Origin of the sequence: Microbulbifer sp. MKSA007, from assembly GCA_032615215.1 — a bacterium.
In the GTDB taxonomy this organism is placed as follows: Bacteria; Pseudomonadota; Gammaproteobacteria; order Pseudomonadales; family Cellvibrionaceae; genus Microbulbifer.
Genome location: CP128433.1, coordinates 1,665,425 through 1,689,147 on the forward strand (window position 1 = coordinate 1,665,425; position 23,723 = coordinate 1,689,147).

Annotated in this window: 23 protein-coding genes; 13 read left to right on the top strand and 10 right to left on the bottom strand. The window is 50.1% G+C overall.

Annotated elements, in window-relative coordinates:
* Nucleotides 1–1,311: 1,311 nt before the first annotated feature.
* The gene (locus QT397_10070; protein ID WNZ57663.1) at nucleotides 1,312–2,577 is read left to right on the top strand and encodes an MFS transporter; all 1,266 of its coding nucleotides are present in this window, start codon (nucleotides 1,312–1,314) and stop codon (nucleotides 2,575–2,577) included.
* 84 nt (nucleotides 2,578–2,661) lie between these two features.
* On the opposite strand, the gene QT397_10075 is transcribed toward QT397_10070, so the two are convergent.
* Nucleotides 2,662–4,617 carry an NADPH-dependent 2,4-dienoyl-CoA reductase gene (locus QT397_10075; GenBank protein ID WNZ57664.1) on the bottom strand — a complete coding sequence of 652 codons (1,956 nt, stop codon included), beginning with the start codon at nucleotides 4,615–4,617 and terminating at the stop codon, nucleotides 2,662–2,664.
* A 305-nt stretch (nucleotides 4,618–4,922) separates the two neighbouring features.
* Entirely contained in the window at nucleotides 4,923–5,816 is an 894-nt protein-coding gene (locus QT397_10080) for a LysR family transcriptional regulator (protein ID WNZ57665.1), read from the bottom strand.
* A gap of 108 nt (nucleotides 5,817–5,924) precedes the next feature.
* Here QT397_10080 and QT397_10085 point away from each other — a divergent pair, with 108 nt between their 5' ends.
* The 6 genes from QT397_10085 to QT397_10110 are packed head-to-tail and all read left to right on the top strand — an operon-like array spanning nucleotide 5,925 to nucleotide 10,979.
* Nucleotides 5,925–6,599: a histidine phosphatase family protein gene (locus QT397_10085; GenBank protein WNZ57666.1), complete on the top strand. Its 675-nt coding sequence runs from the start codon at nucleotides 5,925–5,927 to the stop codon at nucleotides 6,597–6,599.
* Nucleotides 6,600–6,613: 14 nt separating this feature from the next.
* Nucleotides 6,614–7,846 carry an acyl-CoA dehydrogenase family protein gene (locus QT397_10090; GenBank protein ID WNZ57667.1) on the top strand — a complete coding sequence of 411 codons (1,233 nt, stop codon included), beginning with the start codon at nucleotides 6,614–6,616 and terminating at the stop codon, nucleotides 7,844–7,846.
* Nucleotides 7,839–8,891 carry a phosphotransferase gene (locus tag QT397_10095; GenBank protein ID WNZ57668.1) on the top strand — a complete coding sequence of 351 codons (1,053 nt, stop codon included), beginning with the start codon at nucleotides 7,839–7,841 and terminating at the stop codon, nucleotides 8,889–8,891. The genes QT397_10090 and QT397_10095 overlap by 8 nt, the downstream gene beginning before the upstream one ends.
* Nucleotides 8,892–8,915: 24 nt before the next feature.
* Nucleotides 8,916–9,692 (top strand): SDR family oxidoreductase, encoded by a 777-nt coding sequence (locus tag QT397_10100; protein WNZ57669.1) that lies wholly within the window; start codon nucleotides 8,916–8,918, stop codon nucleotides 9,690–9,692.
* Nucleotides 9,693–9,694: 2 nt separating this feature from the next.
* On the top strand, nucleotides 9,695–10,471 hold the full coding sequence (locus QT397_10105) for an SDR family oxidoreductase (protein ID WNZ57670.1): 777 nt from the start codon (nucleotides 9,695–9,697) through the stop codon (nucleotides 10,469–10,471).
* Nucleotides 10,472–10,520: 49 nt separating this feature from the next.
* On the top strand, nucleotides 10,521–10,979 hold the full coding sequence (locus QT397_10110) for a MaoC family dehydratase (GenBank protein ID WNZ57671.1): 459 nt from the start codon (nucleotides 10,521–10,523) through the stop codon (nucleotides 10,977–10,979).
* A gap of 89 nt (nucleotides 10,980–11,068) precedes the next feature.
* On the opposite strand, the gene QT397_10115 is transcribed toward QT397_10110, so the two are convergent.
* The 4 genes from QT397_10115 to dinB all read right to left on the bottom strand — a co-directional run bounded on the left by QT397_10115 (nucleotide 11,069) and on the right by dinB (nucleotide 14,027).
* A complete protein-coding gene (locus QT397_10115) occupies nucleotides 11,069–11,593 on the bottom strand; it encodes a hypothetical protein (protein ID WNZ57672.1) in 525 nt (174 codons plus the stop codon).
* Between the two features lie 78 nt (nucleotides 11,594–11,671).
* Nucleotides 11,672–12,136, bottom strand: coding sequence for a hypothetical protein (locus QT397_10120; protein ID WNZ57673.1), 465 nt, complete (start codon nucleotides 12,134–12,136; stop codon nucleotides 11,672–11,674).
* Nucleotides 12,137–12,149: 13 nt separating this feature from the next.
* Nucleotides 12,150–12,677: a sigma-70 family RNA polymerase sigma factor gene (locus QT397_10125; GenBank protein ID WNZ57674.1), complete on the bottom strand. Its 528-nt coding sequence runs from the start codon at nucleotides 12,675–12,677 to the stop codon at nucleotides 12,150–12,152.
* 273 nt (nucleotides 12,678–12,950) lie between these two features.
* Nucleotides 12,951–14,027: a DNA polymerase IV gene (dinB, locus tag QT397_10130; GenBank protein WNZ57675.1), complete on the bottom strand. Its 1,077-nt coding sequence runs from the start codon at nucleotides 14,025–14,027 to the stop codon at nucleotides 12,951–12,953.
* Nucleotides 14,028–14,109: 82 nt separating this feature from the next.
* Between dinB and QT397_10135 the strand changes: the two genes are divergently transcribed.
* Complete coding sequence (locus QT397_10135) at nucleotides 14,110–14,652, top strand: carboxymuconolactone decarboxylase family protein (protein WNZ57676.1); 543 nt, start codon at nucleotides 14,110–14,112, stop codon at nucleotides 14,650–14,652.
* Nucleotides 14,653–14,677: 25 nt separating this feature from the next.
* Here the strand turns inward: QT397_10135 and QT397_10140 are convergent, their stop codons facing one another.
* The 4 genes from QT397_10140 to mutS all read right to left on the bottom strand — a co-directional run bounded on the left by QT397_10140 (nucleotide 14,678) and on the right by mutS (nucleotide 18,754).
* A complete protein-coding gene (locus tag QT397_10140) occupies nucleotides 14,678–14,836 on the bottom strand; it encodes a DUF1328 domain-containing protein (protein ID WNZ57677.1) in 159 nt (52 codons plus the stop codon).
* 45 nt (nucleotides 14,837–14,881) lie between these two features.
* Nucleotides 14,882–15,577: a polysaccharide deacetylase family protein gene (locus QT397_10145; protein ID WNZ57678.1), complete on the bottom strand. Its 696-nt coding sequence runs from the start codon at nucleotides 15,575–15,577 to the stop codon at nucleotides 14,882–14,884.
* Nucleotides 15,578–15,639: 62 nt separating this feature from the next.
* Entirely contained in the window at nucleotides 15,640–15,963 is a 324-nt protein-coding gene (locus QT397_10150; protein WNZ57679.1) for a ferredoxin family protein, read from the bottom strand.
* Nucleotides 15,964–16,102: 139 nt separating this feature from the next.
* Nucleotides 16,103–18,754: a DNA mismatch repair protein MutS gene (gene mutS, locus QT397_10155; protein ID WNZ57680.1), complete on the bottom strand. Its 2,652-nt coding sequence runs from the start codon at nucleotides 18,752–18,754 to the stop codon at nucleotides 16,103–16,105.
* A gap of 861 nt (nucleotides 18,755–19,615) precedes the next feature.
* On the opposite strand from mutS, the gene QT397_10160 reads away from it, so the two are divergent.
* From QT397_10160 to QT397_10180, 5 genes are all read left to right on the top strand, one after another.
* Nucleotides 19,616–20,824: a transposase gene (locus QT397_10160; protein WNZ57681.1), complete on the top strand. Its 1,209-nt coding sequence runs from the start codon at nucleotides 19,616–19,618 to the stop codon at nucleotides 20,822–20,824.
* 63 nt (nucleotides 20,825–20,887) lie between these two features.
* The gene (locus QT397_10165; GenBank protein WNZ57682.1) at nucleotides 20,888–21,208 is read left to right on the top strand and encodes a hypothetical protein; all 321 of its coding nucleotides are present in this window, start codon (nucleotides 20,888–20,890) and stop codon (nucleotides 21,206–21,208) included.
* A 142-nt stretch (nucleotides 21,209–21,350) separates the two neighbouring features.
* Nucleotides 21,351–22,274, top strand: a complete 924-nt coding sequence (locus tag QT397_10170; GenBank protein ID WNZ57683.1) for a hypothetical protein — start codon at nucleotides 21,351–21,353, stop codon at nucleotides 22,272–22,274.
* Between the two features lie 459 nt (nucleotides 22,275–22,733).
* Nucleotides 22,734–23,279, top strand: a complete 546-nt coding sequence (locus QT397_10175) for a hypothetical protein (GenBank protein ID WNZ57684.1) — start codon at nucleotides 22,734–22,736, stop codon at nucleotides 23,277–23,279.
* Between the two features lie 42 nt (nucleotides 23,280–23,321).
* Nucleotides 23,322–23,636: a hypothetical protein gene (locus tag QT397_10180; GenBank protein ID WNZ57685.1), complete on the top strand. Its 315-nt coding sequence runs from the start codon at nucleotides 23,322–23,324 to the stop codon at nucleotides 23,634–23,636.
* Nucleotides 23,637–23,723: the final 87 nt, after the last annotated feature.

Consider the following 23,723-nt stretch of genomic DNA (forward strand, 5'->3'; position numbering starts at 1 on the left):
AGTGGAATGCTCCATTGTTTTTGACTTGGCTGCCCAGGTAATGGCTGCTTGTTTTAATTAATTTCGTAACAGTATTAGCATTTAGTTTTTCGATGATACGCCGACCAGCGTCTAATCCTGGACCATAGAGGCAGACGGGTTCACGTTTAGCTTCACAAAAAATCCCCTGAGTTGACAGAAGATATACTGGGCTGTCATCTGAAAAATCTAACTTGGTGTTTAGTCCAAAACGTTTCTTAGCATAGGCAAGGAAATTATTCTCGTTGATGATTACGTGATCGATCTGATTCCCGCCATAAAGCATGGCATTAGCATTGAGTTCCTGTTCAAGGAATGCGACATCACAGTTATCATCCAATGCCAGACCATAGCGAAAGTATGATCGTTTGGTATCTCTAAGTATTTGTTCCAGCCCAGCAAACGTCATTGCACTTTTTTGAGTTACCCAGTCAACTCTCAACCAGCAGGGGTTCACCCTGTGCGATTTTGCTGCACTTTGGATGATCTTTGCTAGGTCTTGCCATACCTCTGCAATATCTGCCGCCGTTTTATGTTTTACGATGGCACGCTTCTTTACATCGCTAATTGAAAAAAACAACGTATAAGGAGGGCGTTGGCTCCTCAATGCCTGCTCAACCTGAGCACGCACTTGAACGAGCATGTTGGATAGGGACATGTCGCGACTTATCTCTCTATTAAAAAAGCGTGGCAGTATTTTTTCTGCTGGTCGGCTCGGGTGCTTTTCCTGAACGAGTATAGACGGGGGGAAGATTCTGCTTTTAGTGGTTTGTATTGGGGTGGTGTGTGGCAAATATTTTTTTGTTTTATCTGTCAATTTGGGTTTTCAAAACAAATCTTGTCAGATAGTATTGGGTAACCGTATTCAGAATGATTGTTGTGCAACTCGCTCAGATTATTCTCTATTAACCTGTAATTAACAGTGTGGGTTAATACCAAGGTTTAGCCGTAGGGCAGGAGCATTTTCTGCCAAGAAGGAAACCCGGGATCTTATCATCTCGGGTTTTTTTGTCGGTAAATATAGGTTGTTTGTCTCAAATTCATCTTGCTTACTGAAACTCTTCTTTGTCTGCCTCTTAATTTTCTGAGGTAGGCTGCTTGCCCTCCCCAGAAAGATGGGCACCTTGGCCGAATAGTGAGAGAACCTTCCGGGTTTGTATTTGTACCAATGTCTTTCGGGCACTCGCCGAGTGGCCTTAGCGCCATTCTTTTATCTGGAACCAGTCAACTTAAACCATACAGGACAGGTGCCTCTATCGAATTGTTGGCAGTGAATCTATTGGAGTAGTAACCATGAATGGGAAGTGGTGGAGAAGCTTGAGGAGCTTCCCTCCGTTAGTTTGGATTATTTTAATTGGCAGTTTTTTTAGCCGTGGAACTTATTTTATGGTCTGGCCTTTCCTGGCCATCCTTCTATTTGAAAAGTTTCACCTCGGCGCGGCTGAAATTGGTTTGATCTTAAGTGCATCTGCCGTTGGTGCTGCTGTGTTGGGCTTCTTTACCGGTGCGCTATCGGATCGCTATGGGCGTCGCAATATGCTATTGCTTGGCTGTATTGTGAGTATTTTTTCCTTTGCCTTGTTGGCTGTGACGCAAACCTTGGTAGGATTTATCTGTGCGATGACCCTGTGTGCTATTGGTCGCGCGGTGTGGGAGCCGCCGGCGAGTGCGCTGATAGGCGACTTAATTGACGATCAAGCCAGCCGTGAATTGGCGCTGCAATTCCGCTACTTCCTGATCAATGTGGGGGCGGCGCTGGGGCCGATTGTAGGTGTCTGGGCCGGTTTGAGTGCACAGCAATCCACCTTTGGGCTCACCTCTCTCAGCTACCTACTCTTAGCCCTGGCCTTTGTTTGGGGTTTTGCCAGAACTGAGAGCGGGCGTTTAGCGAGTAAGCAAAGGGATGCGGGCGTATCTCTGGGAAATACGCTTTCGGTATTGCGCCGTGATCAGGTATTTCTGGTGGTGATTATTGCGAATATTTTAACGCTGTTTATCTATGCGCATATGGATTCAAGCTTGGTGCAATACCTCACCCGCGCTGAAGCGCCGGGATTGGTAGAGCTGATATCCAGCATGATCTTTGTTAATGCGTCGACGATAGTATTACTGCAGTTTCCCATTATGAAGTTAATGGGGCCGCTGGCCATTAACACTCGTATTGTGATTGGGTTGGGTATTTTGTCGATCTCCCAGATTTGGTATGCCCTAAATCCGGTAGATTGGTTTTGGGGTTGGCTCGGAGCGACTTTTATTTTGAGCCTGGCTGAGGCAATTTTGTTTCCAACCATGAGCATTCAAATTGACCGGCTGGCACCATCCCATTTACGCGGTACCTATTTTGGGGCCTCTTCCTTTTATGCCATTGGCTGGTCGATGGCGCCATTAATTGGTGGAGTGATTATTCAATGGTGGAGTGGCCCGGCCTTATACGGCTTGTTAGTGGCGTTATGTGGAGTCGTGTTTGTGCTCTATCGCCTTACCGAGTATCTGTCTCGACCTGAGTGGCCTGAGCCTGAGGGAACGGTAGTCGCGGATCGAGTCGCCAATGTCTCCTAGCACGGGATACAGAATTTAAGGACAAAAAAATACCCCCGCCAACTCTGGTTGACAGGGGTATTTTATTTTGTGATCGACGGGAGATTAGATCTCGGCAGCGAGACGTGAGCCCTGGTCGATAGCGCGCTTGGCATCGAGTTCTGCGGCTTCATCAGCGCCACCAATCAGGTGGGTGGTTACGCCGCGCTCTTGCAGAGCTTCGTATAGCTTGCGTGCAGGCTCCTGACCGGCGCAGACAATAATATTGTCGACTTCCAGTACCTTTTCCTCTTCACCAACGCGGATATGCAGGCCTTTATCGTCAATTTTGTCGTAAAGGGCACCGGCAATCATCTCTACCTTGCGATGCTGTAGGCTGCCGCGATGAATCCAGCCGGTGGTTTTACCCAGGCCCGCGCCCACTTTGGTGGTTTTGCGTTGCAATAGGTATACCTGGCGCGGAGAGCTTACTGCTTCGCGTGGCTTCAGGCCAGAGCGATTCTCCAGGGCAATATCGACACCCCATTCGTTGAAGAACTCTTCCTTATCGCTGGCGACCACTTCATCTTCAGTGGAGTGGGGGCCATCGTGGGTCAGGTACTCCGCTACATCAAAGCCGATACCGCCGGCACCGATAATGGCAACCTTCTCGCCAACCGGCTTCTTGTGCTTCAGTACATCCAGGTAACCCAGGACTTTATCGCTCTCAATGCCGGGGATCGGTGGAGTGCGCGGCTCGATACCGGTAGCAATAATCACTTCATCAAAAGATTGCAGGTCTTCTGCTGTGGCAATGGTATTAAGTTTTACTTCAACACCGGTGACTTCCAGGCGGCGCTTAAAGTAGCGCAGGGTTTCCTGGAATTCTGCCTTGCCGGGGATCTGCTTAGCGATATTGAACTGGCCACCAATCTTATCGCTGCCTTCGAACAGGGTTACTTCGTGTCCACGCTCTGCGGCAACGGTAGATGCGGCCATGCCCGCAGGGCCGGCGCCGATTACAGCTACCTTTTTCACGTTGTCGGTAGGCAGGTAGTTCAATTCGGTTTCGTGACAAGCGCGGGGGTTTACCAGGCAGGAGGTCAGTTTCAGCTGGAAAGTGTGGTCCAGACACGCTTGGTTACAGCCAATGCAAGTGTTGATCTCGTCGGCGCGGCCTTCGGCGGCTTTGTTGACGAACTCAGAGTCTGCCAGGAAGGGGCGTGCCATGGAGATCATGTCAGCCTGGCCGGAGGAAAGAACTTCTTCGGCAACTTCCGGCACATTGATACGGTTGCTGGCAACTACTGGGATAGACAGGTGCTTTTTCACCTTGGCAGTAATGTCGGTAAATGCCGCGCGGGGAACACTGGTGGCAATAGTGGGAACGCGCGCTTCGTGCCAGCCGATGCCGGTATTGATAATCGTGGCGCCAGCTTTTTCGATAGCCTGGCCCAGAGCCACTACTTCATCGAAGTCGCTGCCGTCTTCCACCAGGTCCAACATGGACAGGCGGTAAATAATAATAAAGTTCTCGCCGACGGCTTCCCGTACGCGGCGCACAACTTCGATCGGCAGGCGGATACGGTTTTCGAAGGAGCCGCCCCATTCATCGGTACGCTTGTTGGTGCGTTTCACGATGAACTGGTTAATAAAGTAACCCTCGGAGCCCATGATCTCTACACCATCGTAGCCGGCTTCGCGAGCCAGGGTGGCACAGCGTACATAGTCATCGATCTGGCCTTCGATTTCCTCGCTGGTCAATTCGCGCGGGGTGAAGGGGTTGATCGGCGCCTGGATGGGGGAGGGTGCAATCAGGTTTTCGTTGTAGGCATAGCGGCCGGTGTGCAGGATCTGCATACAGATCTTGCCGCCCTCAGCGTGAACAGCATCGGTGACTTCGCGGTGCTGCTGGGCTTCTTCCGAAGTGGTCATCTTCGAAGCGCCCAGGAATACGCCACTCTCTTCGTTCGGGGCAATACCACCGGTTACAATCAGGCCAACGCCACCGCGGGCACGTTCGGCAAAAAAGGCCGCCAAACGGGTGAAGCCATTGGGGTGTTCTTCCAGGTTGGTGTGCATGGAGCCCATCAGCACCCGGTTTTTCAGGGTGGTGAAGCCCAGGTCCAGGGGGCAAGCATATTAGGGTAGGCTTGGGACATGGCAAATTTCTCTTCTTGTAACCTTTAGGGTTCATTTATGTATATGCAAAAAAGTGCATATCGTTGCCCAGCAGGATAACAAGACGGCCCACTGTGAAACAGTGACTTAACCGGTCGAATTCAGTGATCAATTACGGGCCCCATCTAACCTTGATGCGTCCCATTCTCATCTATAAATAAAGTGTTTTTTAAGGGTTCCCTGTCTCGACGTATACAGAGGCTCCTTTACTCCTCTACCAAGCTCACCAACTTGTTTCGCAGCCATTGATTGGCGGGGTCGTCGTGTTGATTTTTATGCCACAGCAGGTGCCAGTCCATTAGCGGTATTTGAAACGGAAGCTCAAATAATCGGGCTGAATACTGTCGCGCGAGGCTGGCGGGGACTGTCAGTGCCAGGTCGGTTCTCAATACCACTAAAGGTGCGACCCGGTAGTGCTGGACCCTCAATTTCACATTGCGACGGCGCCCTAACTTGTTCAGGGCGATATCTTCCAGGCCAGGACCACTGCGACGGCTGGAGACATGGATATGCTCCAACTTCAAGTATTGCTCCAAGGTAAGGCTGGCGGAATCCGCCAAGGGGTGATCCTGGCGCAACATACACAGGTAGCGATCGTTCATCAGTCGCTGTTGTTTTATGTGTGGGGAAGTGGGTACGGGAACATCCAGGGCAAAGTCCAGGGTGTTGGCGGCCAGTTCCTTGACCAGCTGCTCCCTTGGGACCTGGAAAGATTCGACAGCAATACCTGGGGCCTCCTGCTCCAGCGCTTCCAGCAACCTGGGTAAAAGGAAGGTTTCCGCCATGTCGTTCATGGAGAGGCGCAAGGTTTTTCTGGCTTCCTGTGGCACAAAGTGACGCTGCTCACTAAGGCTTGCCCCCAGTAGAGAAAGAGCTTCCTGGACCCTCGGCATAATGCTTTCAGTCAGTGGCGTCGGTGCCATACCGGTGGGGCTGCGAGTGAATAGTGGGTCGTCTAATGTACGGCGAAGTCGCGCCAGGGCATTACTGACAGCCGGCTGGGTGATGTGCAGTTGTTCAGCGGCACGAGTCAGATTTCGGGTTGTGTATATCGCCTCGAGCACGGGAAAGAGGTTCATGTCGATCCGCTGTAATTGCATTGCTGTCACCACCATCACTCTCATGAATGATTCAATATTCGCATAATAAACTTTGATGATTCAAATGCTGGAGATAGGGTTGGGGAGATCAAAAGGGGAGGGAAATAGGTGGCTGAATTTATTCTGGTACGTCACGGACAGGCTTCATTTGGGGCCGATGACTATGACAATCTCTCCGATACCGGCTGGCAACAGTCGCGCTGGTTGGGTGAATACTGGCGGGATAAGGGTATTCGTTTTGACCGGTTGCTGTGTGGCAACCTAACTCGGCACCGGCAAACTTTGGACGGCATTTGCGAGGGGCTGGAAATCCCCGGTGAAAATACCCGCAGTGTACTCACCCAGCTTAATGAATTTGATTTTCTAGCGGTTGCCAAGCATTACAGCGAACTATACCCGGATCGGGCACCGGGAGCAGGTGCCAGTCGCGCCGATTTTTATCGATTCCTGAAGAAGGGGATGCTGGCTTGGGCCGCCGGTGAGATCAGTCCACCGGAAACCTGGTCGCATTTTGAAGCCAGAATCGCAGATGCGCTTAAAAACATTTGTGATAGCCCCAAAGGCAGCCGAACCCTGGTTGTTAGTTCGGGCGGTGCCATTGCCATGATGTTGACGCAAATATTGGGCGGCTCAATTTCCACCGTCGCCAATCTCAATATGCAAATCCAAAACACAGCCGTTAGCCGTTTATTTTTCAGTGCAGAAAATATCAGTCTGCACAGTTTCAATCATGTGCCGCACCTGGATCGGGATGGGCGTCACGAACATATCACTTACAGTTGATCGGGCAGGTAGCGATGGAATTTGAATACTCAGACAAAGTAAAAGGACTGCTGGAACGCCTGCAAAATTTTATGCAGGAGTATATCTATCCCGCCGAAGCGATATTTATGCAGCAGTTGCAGGAGGATCGCTGGGGAGAGCCGGCGATTTTGGCAGAATTAAAGATTAAAGCCCGGGAAGCGGAACTCTGGAATCTGTTCTTGCCGGATTCCCGTTACGGTGCCGGGCTCAATAACCTGGAGTATGCACCCCTGGCAGAGGAAATGGGGAAAGTACTTTTTGCATCGGAGGTATTTAACTGTAATGCCCCGGATACCGGCAATATGGAAGTTTTGGCTCAGTACGGTTCTGAGGCCCAGCGGGAACAATGGCTAACCCCGCTTCTGGATGGAAAAATTCGCTCTGCCTTTGCTATGACCGAACCCCGGGTTGCCTCCTCCGATGCCACTAATATTGAAACATCGATTACCCGCGATGGCGATAGTTACGTTATTAACGGCCACAAGTTTTATATCAGTGGCCTGATGAATAAACGCTGTAAAGTGATGATCGTGATGGGTAAGACCGACCCGGAAAATCCCAATCGCCACCAACAGCAATCGCAAATCCTGGTACCCACCGATACGCCTGGAGTCAAAATAGTTCGCCCGATGACGGTATTCGGTTATGACGATGCACCGGAAGGGCATGCGGAAGTGATTTTCGAAAATGTCCGGGTGCCCGCAAGCCATTTAATTCTTGGAGAGGGGCGCGGTTTTGAAATTGCCCAGGGACGCTTGGGGCCGGGCAGAATACACCACTGTATGCGGTTGATTGGCCAGGCTCAAAGAGCGCTGGAGATGATGTCGGCACGCGCGGAGCAGCGCATTGTTTTTGGTCGCCCGATGAGCAAGCAGGGATCGGTGCGGGAAGATATTGCCAAATCTGCCTGCGAAATCGAGCAGGCACGCCTGCTGACTCTGAAGGCCGCTGCGCAAATGGATCGGTTGGGTAATAAGGCGGCCAAAGATTTAATCGCGATGATAAAAATTGTCGCGCCACAGATGGCTTGTAAGGTGATAGATCGCGCCATACAGATTCACGGCGCCGCAGGATTGGGGCAGGATTACAGTCTCGCCCACCACTATGCCTATGCTCGGACTATCCGTCTGGCGGATGGTCCCGATCAAGTTCATATGATGCAGTTGGGCAGAAACCTGGCTGCTCACTATGCCGCCGCGGAAAATCATGGAGGACTCAGTGACTGAGACGGTAAACAATTTGCGCAGCTCTGTGGAAGAGCTGCCTGTTGAGCGACTGCAAGAATATTTGTCCGGCAAAGTCGACGGCTTCAGTGGGCCTGTAACGGTCAACAAATTTCCCGGTGGCCAGTCTAACCCCACGTTCAAGTTGCAAACCCCGGCGCGATCTTATGTTTTACGACGCCAGCCTCCGGGCAAGTTATTGAAATCTGCCCATGCCGTAGATCGGGAGTACCGGGTAATGTCGGCACTCGCCGATACTAATGTGCCGGTGCCCAGGGTATTGCACCTCTGTGAGGACCGGGACCTGATCGGTTCTATGTTTTATTTAATGGAATATTGTGAGGGCCGGATATTCTGGAATGCGGCACTGCCGGAAGTTGACGCCGAGCAGCGCAGTGCTATGTACGATGAAATGAATCGTGTACTGGCGACCATGCACAGCTTGGATATTAATGCCGTCGGTCTTTCGGATTACGGCCGACCAGGTAATTACTTCCAGCGGCAGCTGGACCGCTGGAGCACTCAATATCGAGCCTCTGAGCTGGAGCCCATTGCCGCAATGGATGAGTTGATGGCCTGGTTGGGTGACGTTTTACCGGATGATGATGGGCGTATCGCATTGGTGCACGGTGATTACCGGCTCGATAATATGATTTTCCATCCTCAGGAGCCCAAGGTCATAGCGCTTTTGGATTGGGAACTTTCCACACTGGGACATCCCTATGCCGACCTCGCTTACCAGTGTATGCAAATGCGAATGCCCGCTGGCAAAGACAAAATGTCCGGCCTATTAGGCTTGGATATAAAGGCCTTGGGCATCCCCTCCGAAAAAGAGTATGTGGCCAAATACTGTCAGCGAATGGGTATTGATGGGATTGATAATTGGCCGTTTTATTTGGCATTTAGCTTCTTCCGCCTGGCAGCGATTGTTCAGGGGGTGGTGAAGCGTGCAAAAGACGGCAATGCCTCCAATAAAAATGCGGCAAATCTGGGAGCCCTGGTAGAACCCCTCGCACAAGCTGCACTGGATATCGCTGCTAACGGTTAACTTGTGAAATTATAAGGATAAGAAATGGCAAAGAATATTTTTGATCTCTCGGGAAAAATTGCCCTGGTGACGGGTGCCAGTCGAGGTATTGGTGAGGCCATCGCAAAACTTTTGGCTGAGCAGGGTGCCCATGTTTTGGTTTCCAGCAGAAAAATTGAGGGGTGTCAGGCCGTAGCCGATGCAATTGTGGATGCCGGTGGCTGTGCCGATGCGATCCCCTGTCATATCGGCAATATGGATAATATCCAGCAGGTTATTGGCGATATTCGCGAGCGATTTGGTCGCTTGGATATTTTGGTCAACAATGCGGCGACTAATCCCTATTTTGGCCATATTCTTGATACTGATCTAGCGGCCTTCGAAAAGACGGTAGAGGTCAATATACGCGGTTATTTCTTTATGTCGGTAGAAGCCGGCAAGTTGATGCGAGAGCAGGGTGGTGGCGTTATTGTAAATACCGCCTCAGTGAATGCCTTGCAGCCGGGTGTTGGGCAGGGTATTTACTCAATTACCAAGGCGGCTGTGGTCAATATGACCAAAGCGTTTGCCAAGGAGTGTGCGCAATTTAATATCCGGGTGAATGCTCTACTACCAGGGCTTACAAAAACCAAATTCGCCGGGGCATTGTTTTCCCACGAGGATATTTATAAAACTGCGGTTGGCCATATTCCCATGCACCGTCATGCGGAGCCGGAAGAGATGGCGGGCACCGTTTTGTATTTGGTCTCCGATGCTTCCAGTTACACGACTGGAGAGTGTGTCGTTGTAGATGGTGGTTTGACTTCGTGTGGGGGGATTTAACCATGCATGATCCAATTCTCGATTTTAGCGATAAAGTCGCACTGATTACCGGTGCTGCCAGTGGATTTGGAAAATTACTAGCAGAGGAACTTGGTTCTCGGGGTGCTCGTTTGGTATTGGGAGATATCAATGAAGAGGCCTTGATGCAGTTGGCGGACAAGCTGGGAAGCCAAAATATCGCTGTGCGCGCCCAGCGCTGTGATGTTTCCCAAGAGTCTGATTGCGCTGCACTGGCGCAACTGGCCCAATCAGAATTTGGACAGCTGGATATCGCTGTTAACAATGCCGGAATCGCGCCTCCGATGATGTCTCTCAAGCAGACAGATGAGGCCATGATGGACCTTCAGTACAACGTTAACCTAAAGGGTGTTTTCCTGGGGCTTAAACACCAGTTGCCCCTGTTGAAGATGACCGGCGGGGCTGTTCTGAATGTTTCTTCTATGGCAGGGCTGGGCGGTGCTCCCAAGATTGCCTCTTACGCCGCGGCAAAACATGGTGTGATCGGCCTGACCAAAACGGCAGCGATGGAAAACGCCAAGTACGGTATCCGTGTAAACGCGATTTGCCCCTTCTATTGCCTCACCCCGATGGTTACCGATATTGCAACTGAAGATGCCAGCCCTGAACAAGTTCAAGCGTTTCTTGCTGAGGGTTGCCCGATGAAACGCCTGGGCAAGCCGGAAGAAGTCGTAGCGGCCATGTTGATGCTGGTTTCCCCAAAAATGACTTACATTACCGGGCAGGCACTGGCAGTAGATGGCGGTCTCTCGGCCTATTGAGGTTGGGAGTCGCTGAGAAAGCGAATAGAGAATCGAAAAGGAGCCTTCGATGCCTGTAGAAATCTCACCTGATAGCCTCGGCTATTACATTGGTTTTGAAACAGAGCCCACAGACTGGTTTGAAGTTGACCAGCAGAGAGTTGATAGCTTTGCTGAGTGCACCTTGGATCGACAGTTCATTCATGTAGACCCAGAGGCCGCTGCGAAAACGCCTTTTGGGGGAACGGTTGCCCATGGTTTTCTCTCATTGTCACTGCTGCCTTATTTTGTAGGGGCTCTACAGATAACGGTTACAGGTGCTTATATGGGGGTGAATTATGGTTTGGATAAAGTCCGCTTTATCAACCCGGTAAAGACCGGTAGCCGGGTGCGCGTATTTGGGAAAATACTGGATATTACGGAGAAAAAAGATTCCCAGTATCAAATTAAGCTGATGGTAACTATGGAAATAGAGGGCGAGGAGAAGCCAGCTTTAGTTGCAGAGTGGATTTTCCTACAGATTACCTAGTGGGGTCAGTATAAGGCCGGATCACCATTTTTCTAAGTCGCAGTGGAAAGTGGTGATTTCGATCTGTTTGAGAGTTTTTTAAGGCGAGTTTACATAAATGTTTCTTGTTGTTTAAGGGTGTTGAGACCCATGCGAACAATATTCAAGTGAGAAGCGGGAATACCTTTTTTGTAGTACTCGCCAGTAAAGTCAAATTGTTGGACTTCGATAAATGGTGAGAATAGGGTGCATCCCCAGTAGGGGTTTATACCCCACCAGCCATATTTTCCGGCGGTTCTGGGGTTTCTTTGAAAGAAGTTGTAAGCCCTTTTGATATTGTCATATTTGAGTTTGAATTTTCTTTTGTCATTGATGCTGTGGGCATCAAATATCACCAGGCATTGTATAGAGATGCCTTGCCGACCAAGTGCATTGGCGATTTTTATTGCAGCATTTCCCCCTCTGCTGTAGCCAAACAATATCGCTGCTTTTTTGCGCGAAATCCCATTTTTAAGGTGACGGTAAATAGTTAGCTTTCGTGTGTGGGAAAATATCCGCCCTTGAAGTTGGTTGATTACCGACTTTAGTACCGGATTTTCTCCGGCAGAAGGACCGCCGGCACCGTAGATGCCCACCACAGTGTAGTGGCTAAGTTGGGACTGTATAGGGAGTGAGAATTCGAATTGGCCGCTTGAACTTGATATCAGTTGTTTCTAGCTCCTTGAAGCCGTGCTCGATAAAATCCGGCAGTGACGCTTAGCACTTTTACGTAATTCATCGGGTAGGGATTCTTCACTTGCATCCTGCTGTTCTGCCCGCCAATAGTGGCACAAGGCAACATACTCGCCACTATTTACCTGATTGCGTAGTGCGAGCCAGGGATCTGGCGCTGGGGTAACTGCCATCACAGTTTCTTTCCAATCCCTTAATGCCGGCTCGTACAAATGCTGCTCGGTGGAATTTGCCTTGTGAGTGAAGGCACCTAGGTGTTGGGCTGGATGAAGAAGCAATAGCAAGGCGGTTACCAAGCTACAACTTACTGTTGCACGAGAGAGTAGATGATTGACGTTTACCTTCGGCTTATAGGTTTGGGCTGTTTTATATAGATCGTCATCCAGCTGCTGCGGGGAAGTCAACGTCTCGGCTTCTTTAAAATATTGATTTTCCCAATTGCTCATAGCATTAACTCGATTACTCTTCGATAACTTCTACTTGCCAAGGTCTTCTCTCCGAACCGTATATCGCTTCGTCCAGTGCGGTTCGGGCGCGATGATATAGGGTGCGGCATTTATTGAGAGAGAGCTGCTCGATGTCAGCCACTGTTGCCAGTGGCAGCTTGCATTCCATATGCAGTAATAAAACATTGCGCAATTGAGAAGGTAAATTTTGAATCGCTGCGAGAATTCTATTCTGCTGGGGAGACTCATGCGCGGATTTCTTCGAACTGGAAAATTCCTCAAGCTTGAGCAATTTATTGACTTGGATGTAAAGCCAACTTTTAAGCAGGCGCCCGTGCAGTTCTGGTGGATTTTCCAAAAGACCACGCCAGAGTTTTTGCAAGAGTAAAGTGGTTGAAGATGGCGCCATTTGCATACAGTAGCGATACAGGGAATCTTTATGGCGGCCGTAGAGTTGACGGAACACAGCAGGTTTGCGCGACTCCTTGTAGTATTGGAATAGCGCCTCGTCAGATAGCTGGCGTAACTCTTTGAGAGACAATGTCTTGAGCCTCCGTACGCAAATTATCCCGCCTCGAACCACTGGCCGAGTATTGGTTTATGCGGCGTCAATAAAGAAGATTGTAGTATGGTTCTGCGTCGCAATTATTCTCTGGCCAGTACTTATAATTTCAGCCGATGTCACGGTACGACAGATACGAATCTTCGGGCTTGCGAAGTATAGTTGCCCCTGGTTTGAGAGGTGGTTGCTCGGGTAAGGGCCAACGCCAGATTTATCAATAAGTGATTATGCGCCTAATTAAGCCATCAAACGTCAAAAAGAGGCTTGCTCCGGCAAGGGTAGTGGCAATTGAACAGGGCCTTGCCCCGCCCGGAGGTCTGTGAGTCGCAGGCCTACCCCAAGAAGGCGGATGGGAGCAGGGCGTTTTTCTCGACACTCCTGCAGTAGCTGGCGGAATTCAGAAATGCGCCCGGCACGGCTGCTGCGCTCGTGGGTGCTGGTAGTAAAATCCGCGTACTTTACTTTTACGGTGGCACCATTTACTTCGTAACGATCGCCGAGTTTTTCCAGCCGCTCCAGCAGACGCATATACAGCTCTGTCAGCTGTTCCAGCCATTCGTCAAAACTGGATAAGTCTTCGCGAAAGGTGCGCTCGACACTAACACTCTTGCGGGAGCCATCGCCGCTTACCGGGCGATCGTCAACACCACGGCAAAGGTCGTAAAGGCGGCGGCCAAATTTGCCAAACTTCTTACTCAGTTCAACTTGCGAAAAATTGCGTAAATCCGCGCAAGTGCGAATGCCTTGTCGATGCATTTTCTCTGCGGTTACCCGTCCCACGCCGTGAATTTTGTTGATAGGCAGGCGCAAAACAAATTGATCGACCTCGCTCGGCGTAATGACTGTCAATCCGTCGGGTTTCTGCCAATCACTGGCAATTTTGGCCAGGAATTTATTCGGAGCCACCCCGGCAGAAATTGTGATGCCCAGGGTATCGCGCACCCGTTGCCGGATTTCCTCAGCGATTAGGGTGGCGCTGCCGTGGCAGCGGCCACTGTCGGTGACATCCAGGAAGGCTTCGTCCAGGGATAGGGGCTCAATATCATCGCAGTAGTCGAGAAATATCTCCCGTATCTGCCCGCTGACCTCCCGGTACTTAGCCATGTTGCCGGGTACTACAATCAAATCAGGGCACAGTTTCTTGGCCTGGGCGGTAGGCATTGCGGAGCGAACCCCATAGCTGCGGGCTTCATAGTTGCAGGTAGAGATCACTCCGCGGCGGTCGCTACTGCCTCCAACGGCCAAAGGGCGTCCACGAAGATTGGGATCGTCACGCATTTCGACCGAAGCGTAGAAGCAGTCACAATCACAGTGGATAATCTTTCTCATGCTGTGATTATATACAGTGTTATGTCGTGCCAGAAAGTAATTTATGCCACTTGGACACCCGGCGATGACAGGTAGGTGAATAATGAGCAGTATTCCGTTGGTCGAGCACCCAGCTTCCGATGATGTAGCCAGGGTTTTTGCTGAGATTGATGACGAGCTGGGGGGAATTCCCAGTCTGTTCCGTGTCTACGCTCAACACCCGGGATTGCTTGAGGCAAACTGGTACAAGTTTAAGACGGTGATGATTCACGGCTGTTTGTCGGCGCAGCTGAAAGAAGCCATTGGCCTGGCAGTCTCAGCCGATAACCACTGTGACTATGGCATTTACCATCACAGTATGTCCCTGCAAATGCTTGGGGTGGAAACGGATGAAGTGATGCGGATTCGCACTGACCCCAAGCATGTGCACTTTTCTGAAAAAGAGCACGCCCTGTTTGACTTGGCGCGCAATGCCAACAGCGCCCCTGATGACCATCGCGAGCACCTGATTGCCGCTGCGCGAAAGCTCGGTGCCGGTGATGATGAGATTCTTGAGGCGTTGGGCGTAATGGAGATGGTATTGGGGGCCAATCACATTGCTGAAGTGCTCAGCCTGGCGCCGACCCGAGTGCCTCACAAGAAGTAATGACAGGCGCCCTTGGACGGCTGTTCTACTTGGGTCTGCCGAAAATTAGTGCCAGCACAAACATCACAAGGAAAATAAAGAAGAGAATCTTGGCTATTTCAGTTGCGGTCGAAGCGATGCCACTAAAGCCAAAGAAGGCGGCGATCAGCGCAATAACCAGAAAGGTGACAGCCCAGCGCAACATAAGAGGCTCCCAATAGAGTGGAGGGAGCCTTGGGCTCCCGTTCCGCTAATTGATAGAGTCCCGCTCCACAGGTTCCAAATGGTCGCCTGCTTTCATGAGGGTTAGTTGCTCCAGTGTGGCAAACTGGAAGCCCTTTTGCCTGAGTTGCGCAGTAATGAGGGGCAGGGCCTCCATTACCTGATGGTGCTGACCGTACATGGGGTGCAGCAGAACTACACTTCCGTCTTTTGCCTTTTGGGATATATAGTCAGCTGCGACTTGAGCGCCGCCTGCTTGCAGTTGCTCAGTAGGATCGATATCCCAGTGAGCAATCTTGAACTGGTGATCGCTTAAAAGCGTGCCCAGCTCGTCAGACATCTTTCCGTGAGGAGGGAGAAACATGGGCTTGCTGGTATAGCCATTACTTTGTAGTAGCCGACAGGTTTTTTTAATCTCTTCCTTGGCACTACTCAAAGGCATCTGGGAAAGGTTTGTGTGTGAGTAACCATGGTTGCCTAACTGATGTCCAGCCTGAATGATTGCCTGGGTCTGCTCCGGGTACCTTTCCATTTCCTGCCCTGTAGGGAAAAAAGTGGCGGTCACGTCCAAAGATTCGAGCCGCTTTAACAGTGGCTCGGTTTTGTCGGGGGAGGGCCCCTCATCAAAAATAAGCGCTACCCATTTATCCTTGCCGGTAATTGCCTGGGCACAGGTTGAAAATACAAAAAGCCAAATGCAAATAGCATTAATTATTATTTTCATTTTTTGGGGTTTCCACAGATAGAAAAAAAGCCGTCAATGACGGCTTTTTTCTTTGAACTTGTTTAGCGCTCCAGCTGGTCCAGCTTGCCCTTCTTGCCGTCCCACTCCTCGGCATCCGGTAATGGGTCTTTCTTCTCAGTAATATTGGGCCATACCTCGGCGAGTTCTGCGTTCAACTCGATAAATTCCTGCTGATCGTCCGGAACCTCATCCTCAGAGAAAATCGCGTTGGCGGGGCACTCCGGCTCACACAGGGCGCAGTCGATACACTCGTCTGGGTGAATTACCAGGAAGTTGGGGCCTTCGTAAAAACAGTCTACCGGGCAAACCTCTACACAGTCGGTGTATTTACACTTAATGCAGTTTTCCCCAATTACGAATGTCATGTTTGTCCCTCGATAGTGCCACTGAATTCTTCGTGCAGCGGATTTTATCAATTACTGGCGCGAATTGTAGTGGCTTTTCAGTCGATTTAGTTCACTGTTTATAACAGGATGAATTGGGCGACCAGGGTCGCCCGGTCTTTTACTTCAGTAACTTGCGTAAAGAATAGAGCGCTTCCAGTGCCTGGCGTGGCGTCAAATCGTCCGGATCAAGCTCCTCAAGGGCATCCACGGCCGGGTGGCTTGGGCTGCCAAACAGATCTACCTGCTGGGGGGAACCAGGGCCCGCGGCCATTGGCACAGCGGCTTCTTCCGGCTCCTGTTTGGGGGCCGGTGCAGGCGTAGCAATAGGAGCTGGCACATCTACCGACTGGGCGCCGGCTTCCAATGCTGCCAAGCGCGCGCGGGCCTCGGTCAATACATCACTGGGGATGCCGGCCAGTTTGGCCACCTGCAACCCGTAACTCTTAGAGGCGGGCCCTTCCTGGATGCGGTGCAGGAAGACAATTCCCTCGCCGTGCTCGGTGGCATCCAAGTGGATGTTGGCGGCCTCAGAGCATTGGCTGGGCAGGTCAGTCAGTTCAAAGTAATGGGTGGCGAACAGCGTAAAGGCGCGCACTTCCCCTGCCAGGTAGTGGGCACAGGCCCAGGCCAAGGACAGGCCGTCGTAAGTGCTGGTACCACGGCCAATCTCATCCATCAGTACCAAGCTGTGCTCGGTGGCATTGCGCAGGATATTGGCGGTCTCGGTCATTTCCACCATAAAGGTGGAGCGGCCACCGGCCAGGTCATCGGCACTGCCGATGCGAGTGAAGATACGATCCAGCAGGCCGATCTGGGCACTGTCGGCGGGCACGTAACTGCCGCAGTGGGCCAACAGGGCAATCAATGCTGTCTGGCGCATATAGGTAGATTTACCGCCCATGTTCGGGCCGGTAATTACCAGCATGCGGCGGTCATTGTGCAAATCAATATCGTTGGCCACAAAAGGCTCGTCCAATACCTGCTCCACCACCGGGTGGCGCCCGCCGGTAATATGCAGACCAGGCTCAGTGCCCAGTTCGGGACGGCACAGGCGCAAATCGTCAGCGCGCTCGGCCAAGCATGCCAGCACGTCTAATTCGGATATACCCGCAGCGGCGGCTTGGAGCTCTGCCAGGGACTCATTCAGCTGATTGATTAGCTCTTCGTACAATGCCTTTTCACGAGCTAGCGCGCGGCTCTTGGCGGAGAGCGCCTTGTCTTCAAACTCCTTTAGCTCGGGCGTGATAAAGCGCTCTGCATTTTTCAGGGTCTGGCGGCGAATGTATTCAGCTGGCGCCTTATCGCTTTGCCCGCGACTGATTTCAATAAAGTAGCCGTGCACCCGGTTGTAACCCACCTTAAGGGTGGGCATACCGGTGCGCTCTTTTTCCCGCTGCTCCAGTTGCACCAGGTAATCGCCGGCGTTTTCACTGATAGCGCGCAGCTCGTCCAGTTCTTCGTCGTAGCCGGTAGCAATAACGCCACCGTCGCGAATTACTACCGGAGGGTTTTCAATAATGGCATCTTGCAGTAGCTCTACGGTTTCTGGCCACTCGCCGATCTGGCTGCACAATTCATTCAATAACGTTGCGTCAGATTCCGCTAACTGTTGCTGGATTTCTGGGAATTGAGCTAGGGACTGGCCCAGGCGAGCCAAATCCCGAGGACGTGCAGAGCGCAGTGCCAAACGGCCCAGGATTCGCTCCATATCGCCCACAGGTTTGAGGGCATCACGCAGAGGCTCAAAGCCATAATCGGCAATTAATGCTGCGATGGCATCTTGGCGGTTGCGCAAGGTAGTCAGCTGGCGCAAGGGGTTGTTAAACCAGCGGCGCAGCAAGCGGCTACCCATAGCGGTTTTACAGCTATCGAAGACCGACAAGAGGGTATTGTCATCGCCACCGTTCAGGTTCAGATCAATCTCCAGATTGCGGCGGCTGGCACCATCCAAGGCGACTGTCTCATCACCACTTTCCGTCAGCAGGCCGCGAATATGGGGCAGCTCGGTACGCTGGGTGTCCCGTGCATATTGCAGCAGGCAGCCGGCAGCGATCACAGCACCGTGCATATGGCTACAACCAAAGGCCTCCAGGTTCATGGTGCCGAATTGCTGGTTGAGCAGACGCAAAGCGCTCTCCAGCTCGAACTCCCAAGGTGCCCGGCGGCGCACGCCCGCGCGGCGTTCGATTTCAATCGGCAGGCTAAGCTCTTCCGGCGCAAGCAGTTCAGCGGGATTGTGGCGCTGCACCTGCTCGGCCAGGGCTTCCAGAGTATCTGTTTCCTGAACCACAAAACGACCGGTTGCCAGGTCCAGCAGTGCCAGGCCAAATACATCGCCCAAGTGTGAAATAGCAGCCAGGAGGTTATCGCGGCGATCGTTGAGAAGTGCCTCGTCGGTGACCGTGCCCGGAGTAACAATACGTACTACCTGGCGCTCAACCGGCCCCTTGCTGGTGGCGGGATCACCGATTTGTTCACAGATGGCAACGGAAACACCAGCTTTAATTAGCCGCGCCAAGTAGCCCTCAGCTGCATGGTAGGGAATACCGGCCATGGGGATAGGTTCCCCCCCGGACTTGCCACGGGCAGTAAGGGTGACATCCAACAGCTCAGCCGCCTTCTTGGCATCATCAAAGAACAGCTCGTAAAAGTCCCCCATGCGGTAGAACACCAGCTCTTGGGGGTGCTGGGCCTTGATGCGCATGTATTGTTGCATCATGGGGGTGTGTTCGGGTTTCGCGGCCTTGGTCTTGTTTGCGGTTTTTGGCATTTTTTCTAAGAAAATCAGTAAGTTACAAAAGTGTTCGCAAACCCCAAGAGCCCCGCAGGAGTGGCGGCCGGCTCAGATTGGGGTAGGGGGCAGGTTTCCTCGGGGGCTTAATAAGCTGAAGCGTTCGATCAAATAATGAACGGCAAGCCCAAACCTGATGTTCCTGAAGCATACAATCGGGAAAGATCTGAACAGAAAGGTCCAGGCCAAAGTTCGAAGGGCTTCTTTATAGGGGGCGCAGAATAGCAGAGTGGGGGGCAAACCACTATGGATGGCTTATCAACTGCAAGTGGGATGGCCTGCAGCGACCCTGTGATTTTATGAGAGCCTTGTAGGGAAGCGGGACGTTTTCCTCTTTGAGGTAAGGACCGTCACTTTTCTTTGCTCTAATGAGTCTGCTGCTGATCTCAACAAAAAAGATTCCTGACTCAGTAAGGTCGAGTACTAAGCAAGCCAATTCTTTACGCGGTAGCGCATCCCTCCAGCTGGGACATATGTGCATAGTAGGCTGATGAAATACAGCACTGATAACTAAGTCCTGCTTCGTATATCAGAATTCAAAAGACGCTGCTCCTATTTCTGGGGAAAATTCTATAACTTATTGATTTTTAAAGGATGTGAAAAATGATATAAAGCAGGGAGAGCGCGGAATTATAAAGACGCTGCTTTATATCTACTTGTTTCGTTTCGTGCCACTCAATGTATTTTTTTGATTTTATTGGGTTTTTAAGCGGGCTTTGATTGAGGGCGGTAGAATTATATAGAAGGGTGATATATAGACGCTGCTTTTGAATTAACTGTTGTACAAACCCGCTGCGCGGGAGTGGTGCCACTTTTAAATTATAAGAGGCATTTTAGAAAATGCATAACCGGGTATTGCAAAATATATTTTCTGCGTACAGTGGTTATTTATCTAAAACTGCGCAACCACTAAAAAATTTAAAGGCTATCTCCTCGATACAAGAATGCCGTACAAAATCGATGGGAAGCAGTTATTATCGTTGTAAGCACAACCATGTCACTGAACAGCATCATTCTTGTAGGCATAGAAGTTGCCCCCTCTGCTCAGGCAGAAAACAGCTCCAGTGGGTTGATCAGCAGCGTCGTAAATTATTTGATACAGAACATTTTCATGTGGTCTTTACTATACCTCATGAGTATCTGCCGTTATGGCAATACAACGAAGAGAAGCTTACAGATATACTCTTTTTGTCGAGTAAAGAAACCCTGTTTGAATTAATGGCGAGTAAAGACTATCACGGAGTAACTCCCGGGATGCTTATGGCTCTGCATACTTGGGGAAGACAGTTAACTTTACATCCCCATATACACTGTTTGATAACTGCTGGCGGCTTGACTTTAAGGGAAAAATGGAAAGAAACAGGTGAATATTTATTGCCTGTGCGAGTGGTTAAGAGTCTTTATAGGGGAAAATTTCAAGCGCTTTTATTAGAACAGTATCGTGCCGGGTTACTCAAGCTTCCTCCCAGTTGGTCAATTGGCCAGTTTGATATCCTCTTTAAAGCTTGCTATCGCAAGGAATGGTCGGTTCGTATTCAAGAACGGTATGAGCATGGTCAAGGCGTTCTGCTGTATTTTTCACGCTACATCAAAGGTGGCCCGCTTAAGCCAAAGCAGATATTAAACGTGGATCATAAGGGGCTGGATTTTCGTTATTTTGATCACCGTGACCAGCGACGTAAGCAACTTCGGTTAAAGCCTCAGGAGTTCTTAAGACGTGTCTTGCAGCACATACCTCCAATAGGAAAACACATGGTACGGAGTTATGGATTATATGCTGGGTGCAATAAGAAAAAGCACGATCTATGTAGTAATCAAGTGGGTTTAATGAAAGATCAACGACTCCCAGCTGGATTGCAAATCCAAGATCTGATGGTAGAGTGTGGGCAGTGCCATGAATCTACAAAGTTGACTGGCCGAGTGTGGTCTAAGGCGAAAAAAGGAATTTCCTTTATAAAGGGGGCGGCTCGGCAAGATAGTGCCGGCGGGAATGTACAACATGGCGATGAACCAGACACTGCAGGAATGGGCCTCTTTAGTTCGGCCTAAATTCAATGCCAGGTCATTTTTTTTACCGCCTGCAGTGCAGGTTATCTAAGCGTTAAATAGCTTATGAAATATTTATACATCCTGTTAATGATGGTTTTTCTTTGCTCTTGTGAGCTTGGTAATGAAGGGCCAAGAAGAGTTGAGTACTGGAAGGCAGAAATAGAATATGTCAAGTCAAATAGGCCGGAAATTGGTTATCTAATGTTAAAATATAAAGCGTTTGAGCCTATTTTTAACCCTTCTGAAAATACATTAACGATTGTTGACTCTGGTGAGGCTAATAGTATCGTCTGTAGTAAATGGCACTATATCATCACATTCAAGGCGGACTCTAAAGGGGTAGTTACTGAATCTACAATAGAGCAGACTGGGACGTGTTTGTAGGCCAGCTATTTAACAAAACCAAGCAGGCTCGTCCATCCCCTTCAGGTCTGGACTGGACATCCTACGCTGCGTGCCTCGCACGCAAACGCTCCGGCTGCCCCTGTTGGCAACGTTAAATGCGCATCAAGGATAGTAGAACCACATGGTGAAATCTTTATTTCTTGTCTTATTCGGCACACTGATAGGTTCGATTTTCACTTACTGGGTTTCGGAAAGAAAAGACGATTCGTTTGCCGAAATTCGGCCAGCTAACATTTACCCTCGCGCTTGCATACCTGCTGATGAGAAATTTAAAAGTGTATTCGACCACCTTGAAGCACTCTATGGACTAGCGCTTGATACAGATTTACTAACCCTAAAGATTGGCATTGAGAAACAGTTAAGTAATGGTTTTTTTGAGCGAGAAGGAGGGGAGTCTAAATATATTTGTAAGCCAGAGGGATTATATAAAGCTGTAGAAAGGCTTCTCGCTGATGAGCCAGTGCACCCAACACCAGACCTATACCAATTGCGCCTGTATGCCAAGCTGGAAAATCCGTCCGATAATATGCTCGAGGGCATTTCTAAAGTCGCTTTTCGAAAACAGCCATACTACGTCAAAACAGGATCAAAAAAGCGTCAGGACCCTCGCCCAATTGCCATGACAACCCTAGCTCAACACGGAGAGAGAGCAAAACCATACGCATCGCATGCCTATCATCTGATAGATCATCGTACGCTACTGGGAACTAGTGCCGCCCAGGTGGCAGCGGCAGCAAACTATGCTGACAGTCTGTCCAAAATAGAATCAGCGATGTTTAAGATTCTGGACGAAGCATCTGGCAATGCTCCTTTAGATTTCAATCAGTACGATCGTTTCAGGCAATTGTCATATGCGCTTATGTTAAGCGAGGAAGAAGGAAGAAACCACACTGACGCCATCGAGGCATTGATGGATAGAAAGGTTTATGCCTGGGGAGGTTGGTTTGGGCGCCTGGCTGTTGATCCCAAGCATATGTGCCAAGTTATGAATTCAATTAGTCCGGAAAATACAGTCACGGAACGTTATGAGTATTGTTCTGAGTAAGCATTTAACAAGCGCATGTTGTCGGACTGGTTTTCCGCTGCGCGCCAAACCAGCCGCAAATGCGGGCGTTATTGTGGCGGTCAGTTTTATTGATTTTTCGTGGTAACTGAAGGCTTAGGCCACTAAATAGCATCCGGCATTGAGCAATTTTGCTGATTGTTATTTAAGTAGTTTCTCTCCTAGAGGGTTCGCTCGGGTGTTGTAAAAAGAGGCAGTCCGCTGCAATTTCGCGGAGTGCCAATAAGATAGGAATTGATTGGGGAAAGTACGGTATTCTTTCCTCGTAAATATTGGGCAGCGGCCAGCCAAGCTGTGGCTGGCAAAGTGCTAGTAAGTAGTCCCGAGTGCGCCAGCCATAACCAGGCTAGGCAAGCTCGCCCAACCCCTTCGGGGCTGGGCTGGACAGCCTACGCGTTGCTTCGGCTGCCCTTGCTAGCAGCGTTATCTCTAGGAGAGAGGATGGATTTTAAGCAAATAACTATTTCATTCGGCAAGGAAGCTATCCCTTTCCTTATCTGGGGACTTCTATTAATGCTGGCCATTGAAAACTTAAGCTTTCTTCCCTTTAAAAAGGAAATTGAAGATGTTTTCTTCGAGAGTGCTGCCATAAAGACAATATGTGTATTGTTCTCGATGGTCATTTTAGCTTCTGGATTATACCTACTAATTTTCGGCGCCAGTGAAGTAGTGTGGTGGAAAGAACTTATAGTTCAACATGTAGTTAATGCCCCAGCTAAATTTGGCATTACATTTTCCGCCGTAGCTTTTGGATTGTTTAACGGATTAGCGATCGCCGCCGCTCTTTCTGGATACAAGTCCGGTGCAATTCACGTGTTTCTTATGTCATTGTATCTAGTTTTTATCGCACTAATTTGTTGGATGGCGACTGCAGTAATTGCAAACGGTCAATTAAAGAGCCTAATTTCTGGTTCGGAGCGTATTGTTGGAATAGTCATGATAGTAGCCTCACCACTCCTGTTGTGGCTAGTGCTTAAGACCGCATAGAGATAACAAGCAGCGGCAGAGCGACAGCCAACGCTACGCACTTTGTGTGTAACTCGCTGGCGCTCAAACATTAACACAAAAAGCGCTCCGCGCTGGTTGCGCCTGCGCTGGGCGTTATGTGAAAAGCCAATGATTTTAAGTAATGAAAAAAGAGTGGAAGTGTTTGAAATTATAGAGGTAAGCACTGACAATTTTTATATTTATGGGCCGTATCGTGTCTTAAATTCCGAGGCATTTAATGAAGTTGTGTCATTGGTCAACGAAGGAGTTGATCAGGTATTAATTTCTGGTGAGTTCGAGTTTGATTTAATCAATCCCCCAGAAGGTGGTGTAATCGAAATTCGGAGTAAGCCTTAGATGTTTTCTCTAGAATCACATAACAAGCGCATGAATTTCGTTCCAGCCACTACGTGGCTTCCACCGGACCGCCCACGCTTCGCGCGG

Bases quoted from the DNA above. Each gene is read 5' to 3' on its own strand.
- QT397_10070 (WNZ57663.1), top strand. From the start codon at position 1,312: ATGAATGGGAAGTGGTGGAGAAGCTTGAGGAGCTTCCCTCCGTTAGTT.
- QT397_10075 (WNZ57664.1), bottom strand. From the start codon at position 4,617: ATGCACACCAACCTGGAAGAACACCCCAATGGCTTCACCCGTTTGGCG.
- QT397_10080 (WNZ57665.1), bottom strand. From the start codon at position 5,816: ATGCAATTACAGCGGATCGACATGAACCTCTTTCCCGTGCTCGAGGCG.
- QT397_10090 (WNZ57667.1), top strand. From the start codon at position 6,614: ATGGAATTTGAATACTCAGACAAAGTAAAAGGACTGCTGGAACGCCTG.
- QT397_10100 (WNZ57669.1), top strand. From the start codon at position 8,916: ATGGCAAAGAATATTTTTGATCTCTCGGGAAAAATTGCCCTGGTGACG.
- QT397_10105 (WNZ57670.1), top strand. From the start codon at position 9,695: ATGCATGATCCAATTCTCGATTTTAGCGATAAAGTCGCACTGATTACC.
- QT397_10110 (WNZ57671.1), top strand. From the start codon at position 10,521: ATGCCTGTAGAAATCTCACCTGATAGCCTCGGCTATTACATTGGTTTT.
- QT397_10120 (WNZ57673.1), bottom strand. From the start codon at position 12,136: ATGAGCAATTGGGAAAATCAATATTTTAAAGAAGCCGAGACGTTGACT.
- dinB (WNZ57675.1), bottom strand. From the start codon at position 14,027: ATGAGAAAGATTATCCACTGTGATTGTGACTGCTTCTACGCTTCGGTC.
- QT397_10135 (WNZ57676.1), top strand. From the start codon at position 14,110: ATGAGCAGTATTCCGTTGGTCGAGCACCCAGCTTCCGATGATGTAGCC.
- QT397_10140 (WNZ57677.1), bottom strand. From the start codon at position 14,836: ATGTTGCGCTGGGCTGTCACCTTTCTGGTTATTGCGCTGATCGCCGCC.
- QT397_10145 (WNZ57678.1), bottom strand. From the start codon at position 15,577: ATGAAAATAATAATTAATGCTATTTGCATTTGGCTTTTTGTATTTTCA.
- QT397_10150 (WNZ57679.1), bottom strand. From the start codon at position 15,963: ATGACATTCGTAATTGGGGAAAACTGCATTAAGTGTAAATACACCGAC.
- mutS (WNZ57680.1), bottom strand. From the start codon at position 18,754: ATGCCAAAAACCGCAAACAAGACCAAGGCCGCGAAACCCGAACACACC.
- QT397_10160 (WNZ57681.1), top strand. From the start codon at position 19,616: ATGCATAACCGGGTATTGCAAAATATATTTTCTGCGTACAGTGGTTAT.
- QT397_10165 (WNZ57682.1), top strand. From the start codon at position 20,888: ATGAAATATTTATACATCCTGTTAATGATGGTTTTTCTTTGCTCTTGT.
- QT397_10170 (WNZ57683.1), top strand. From the start codon at position 21,351: ATGGTGAAATCTTTATTTCTTGTCTTATTCGGCACACTGATAGGTTCG.
- QT397_10175 (WNZ57684.1), top strand. From the start codon at position 22,734: ATGGATTTTAAGCAAATAACTATTTCATTCGGCAAGGAAGCTATCCCT.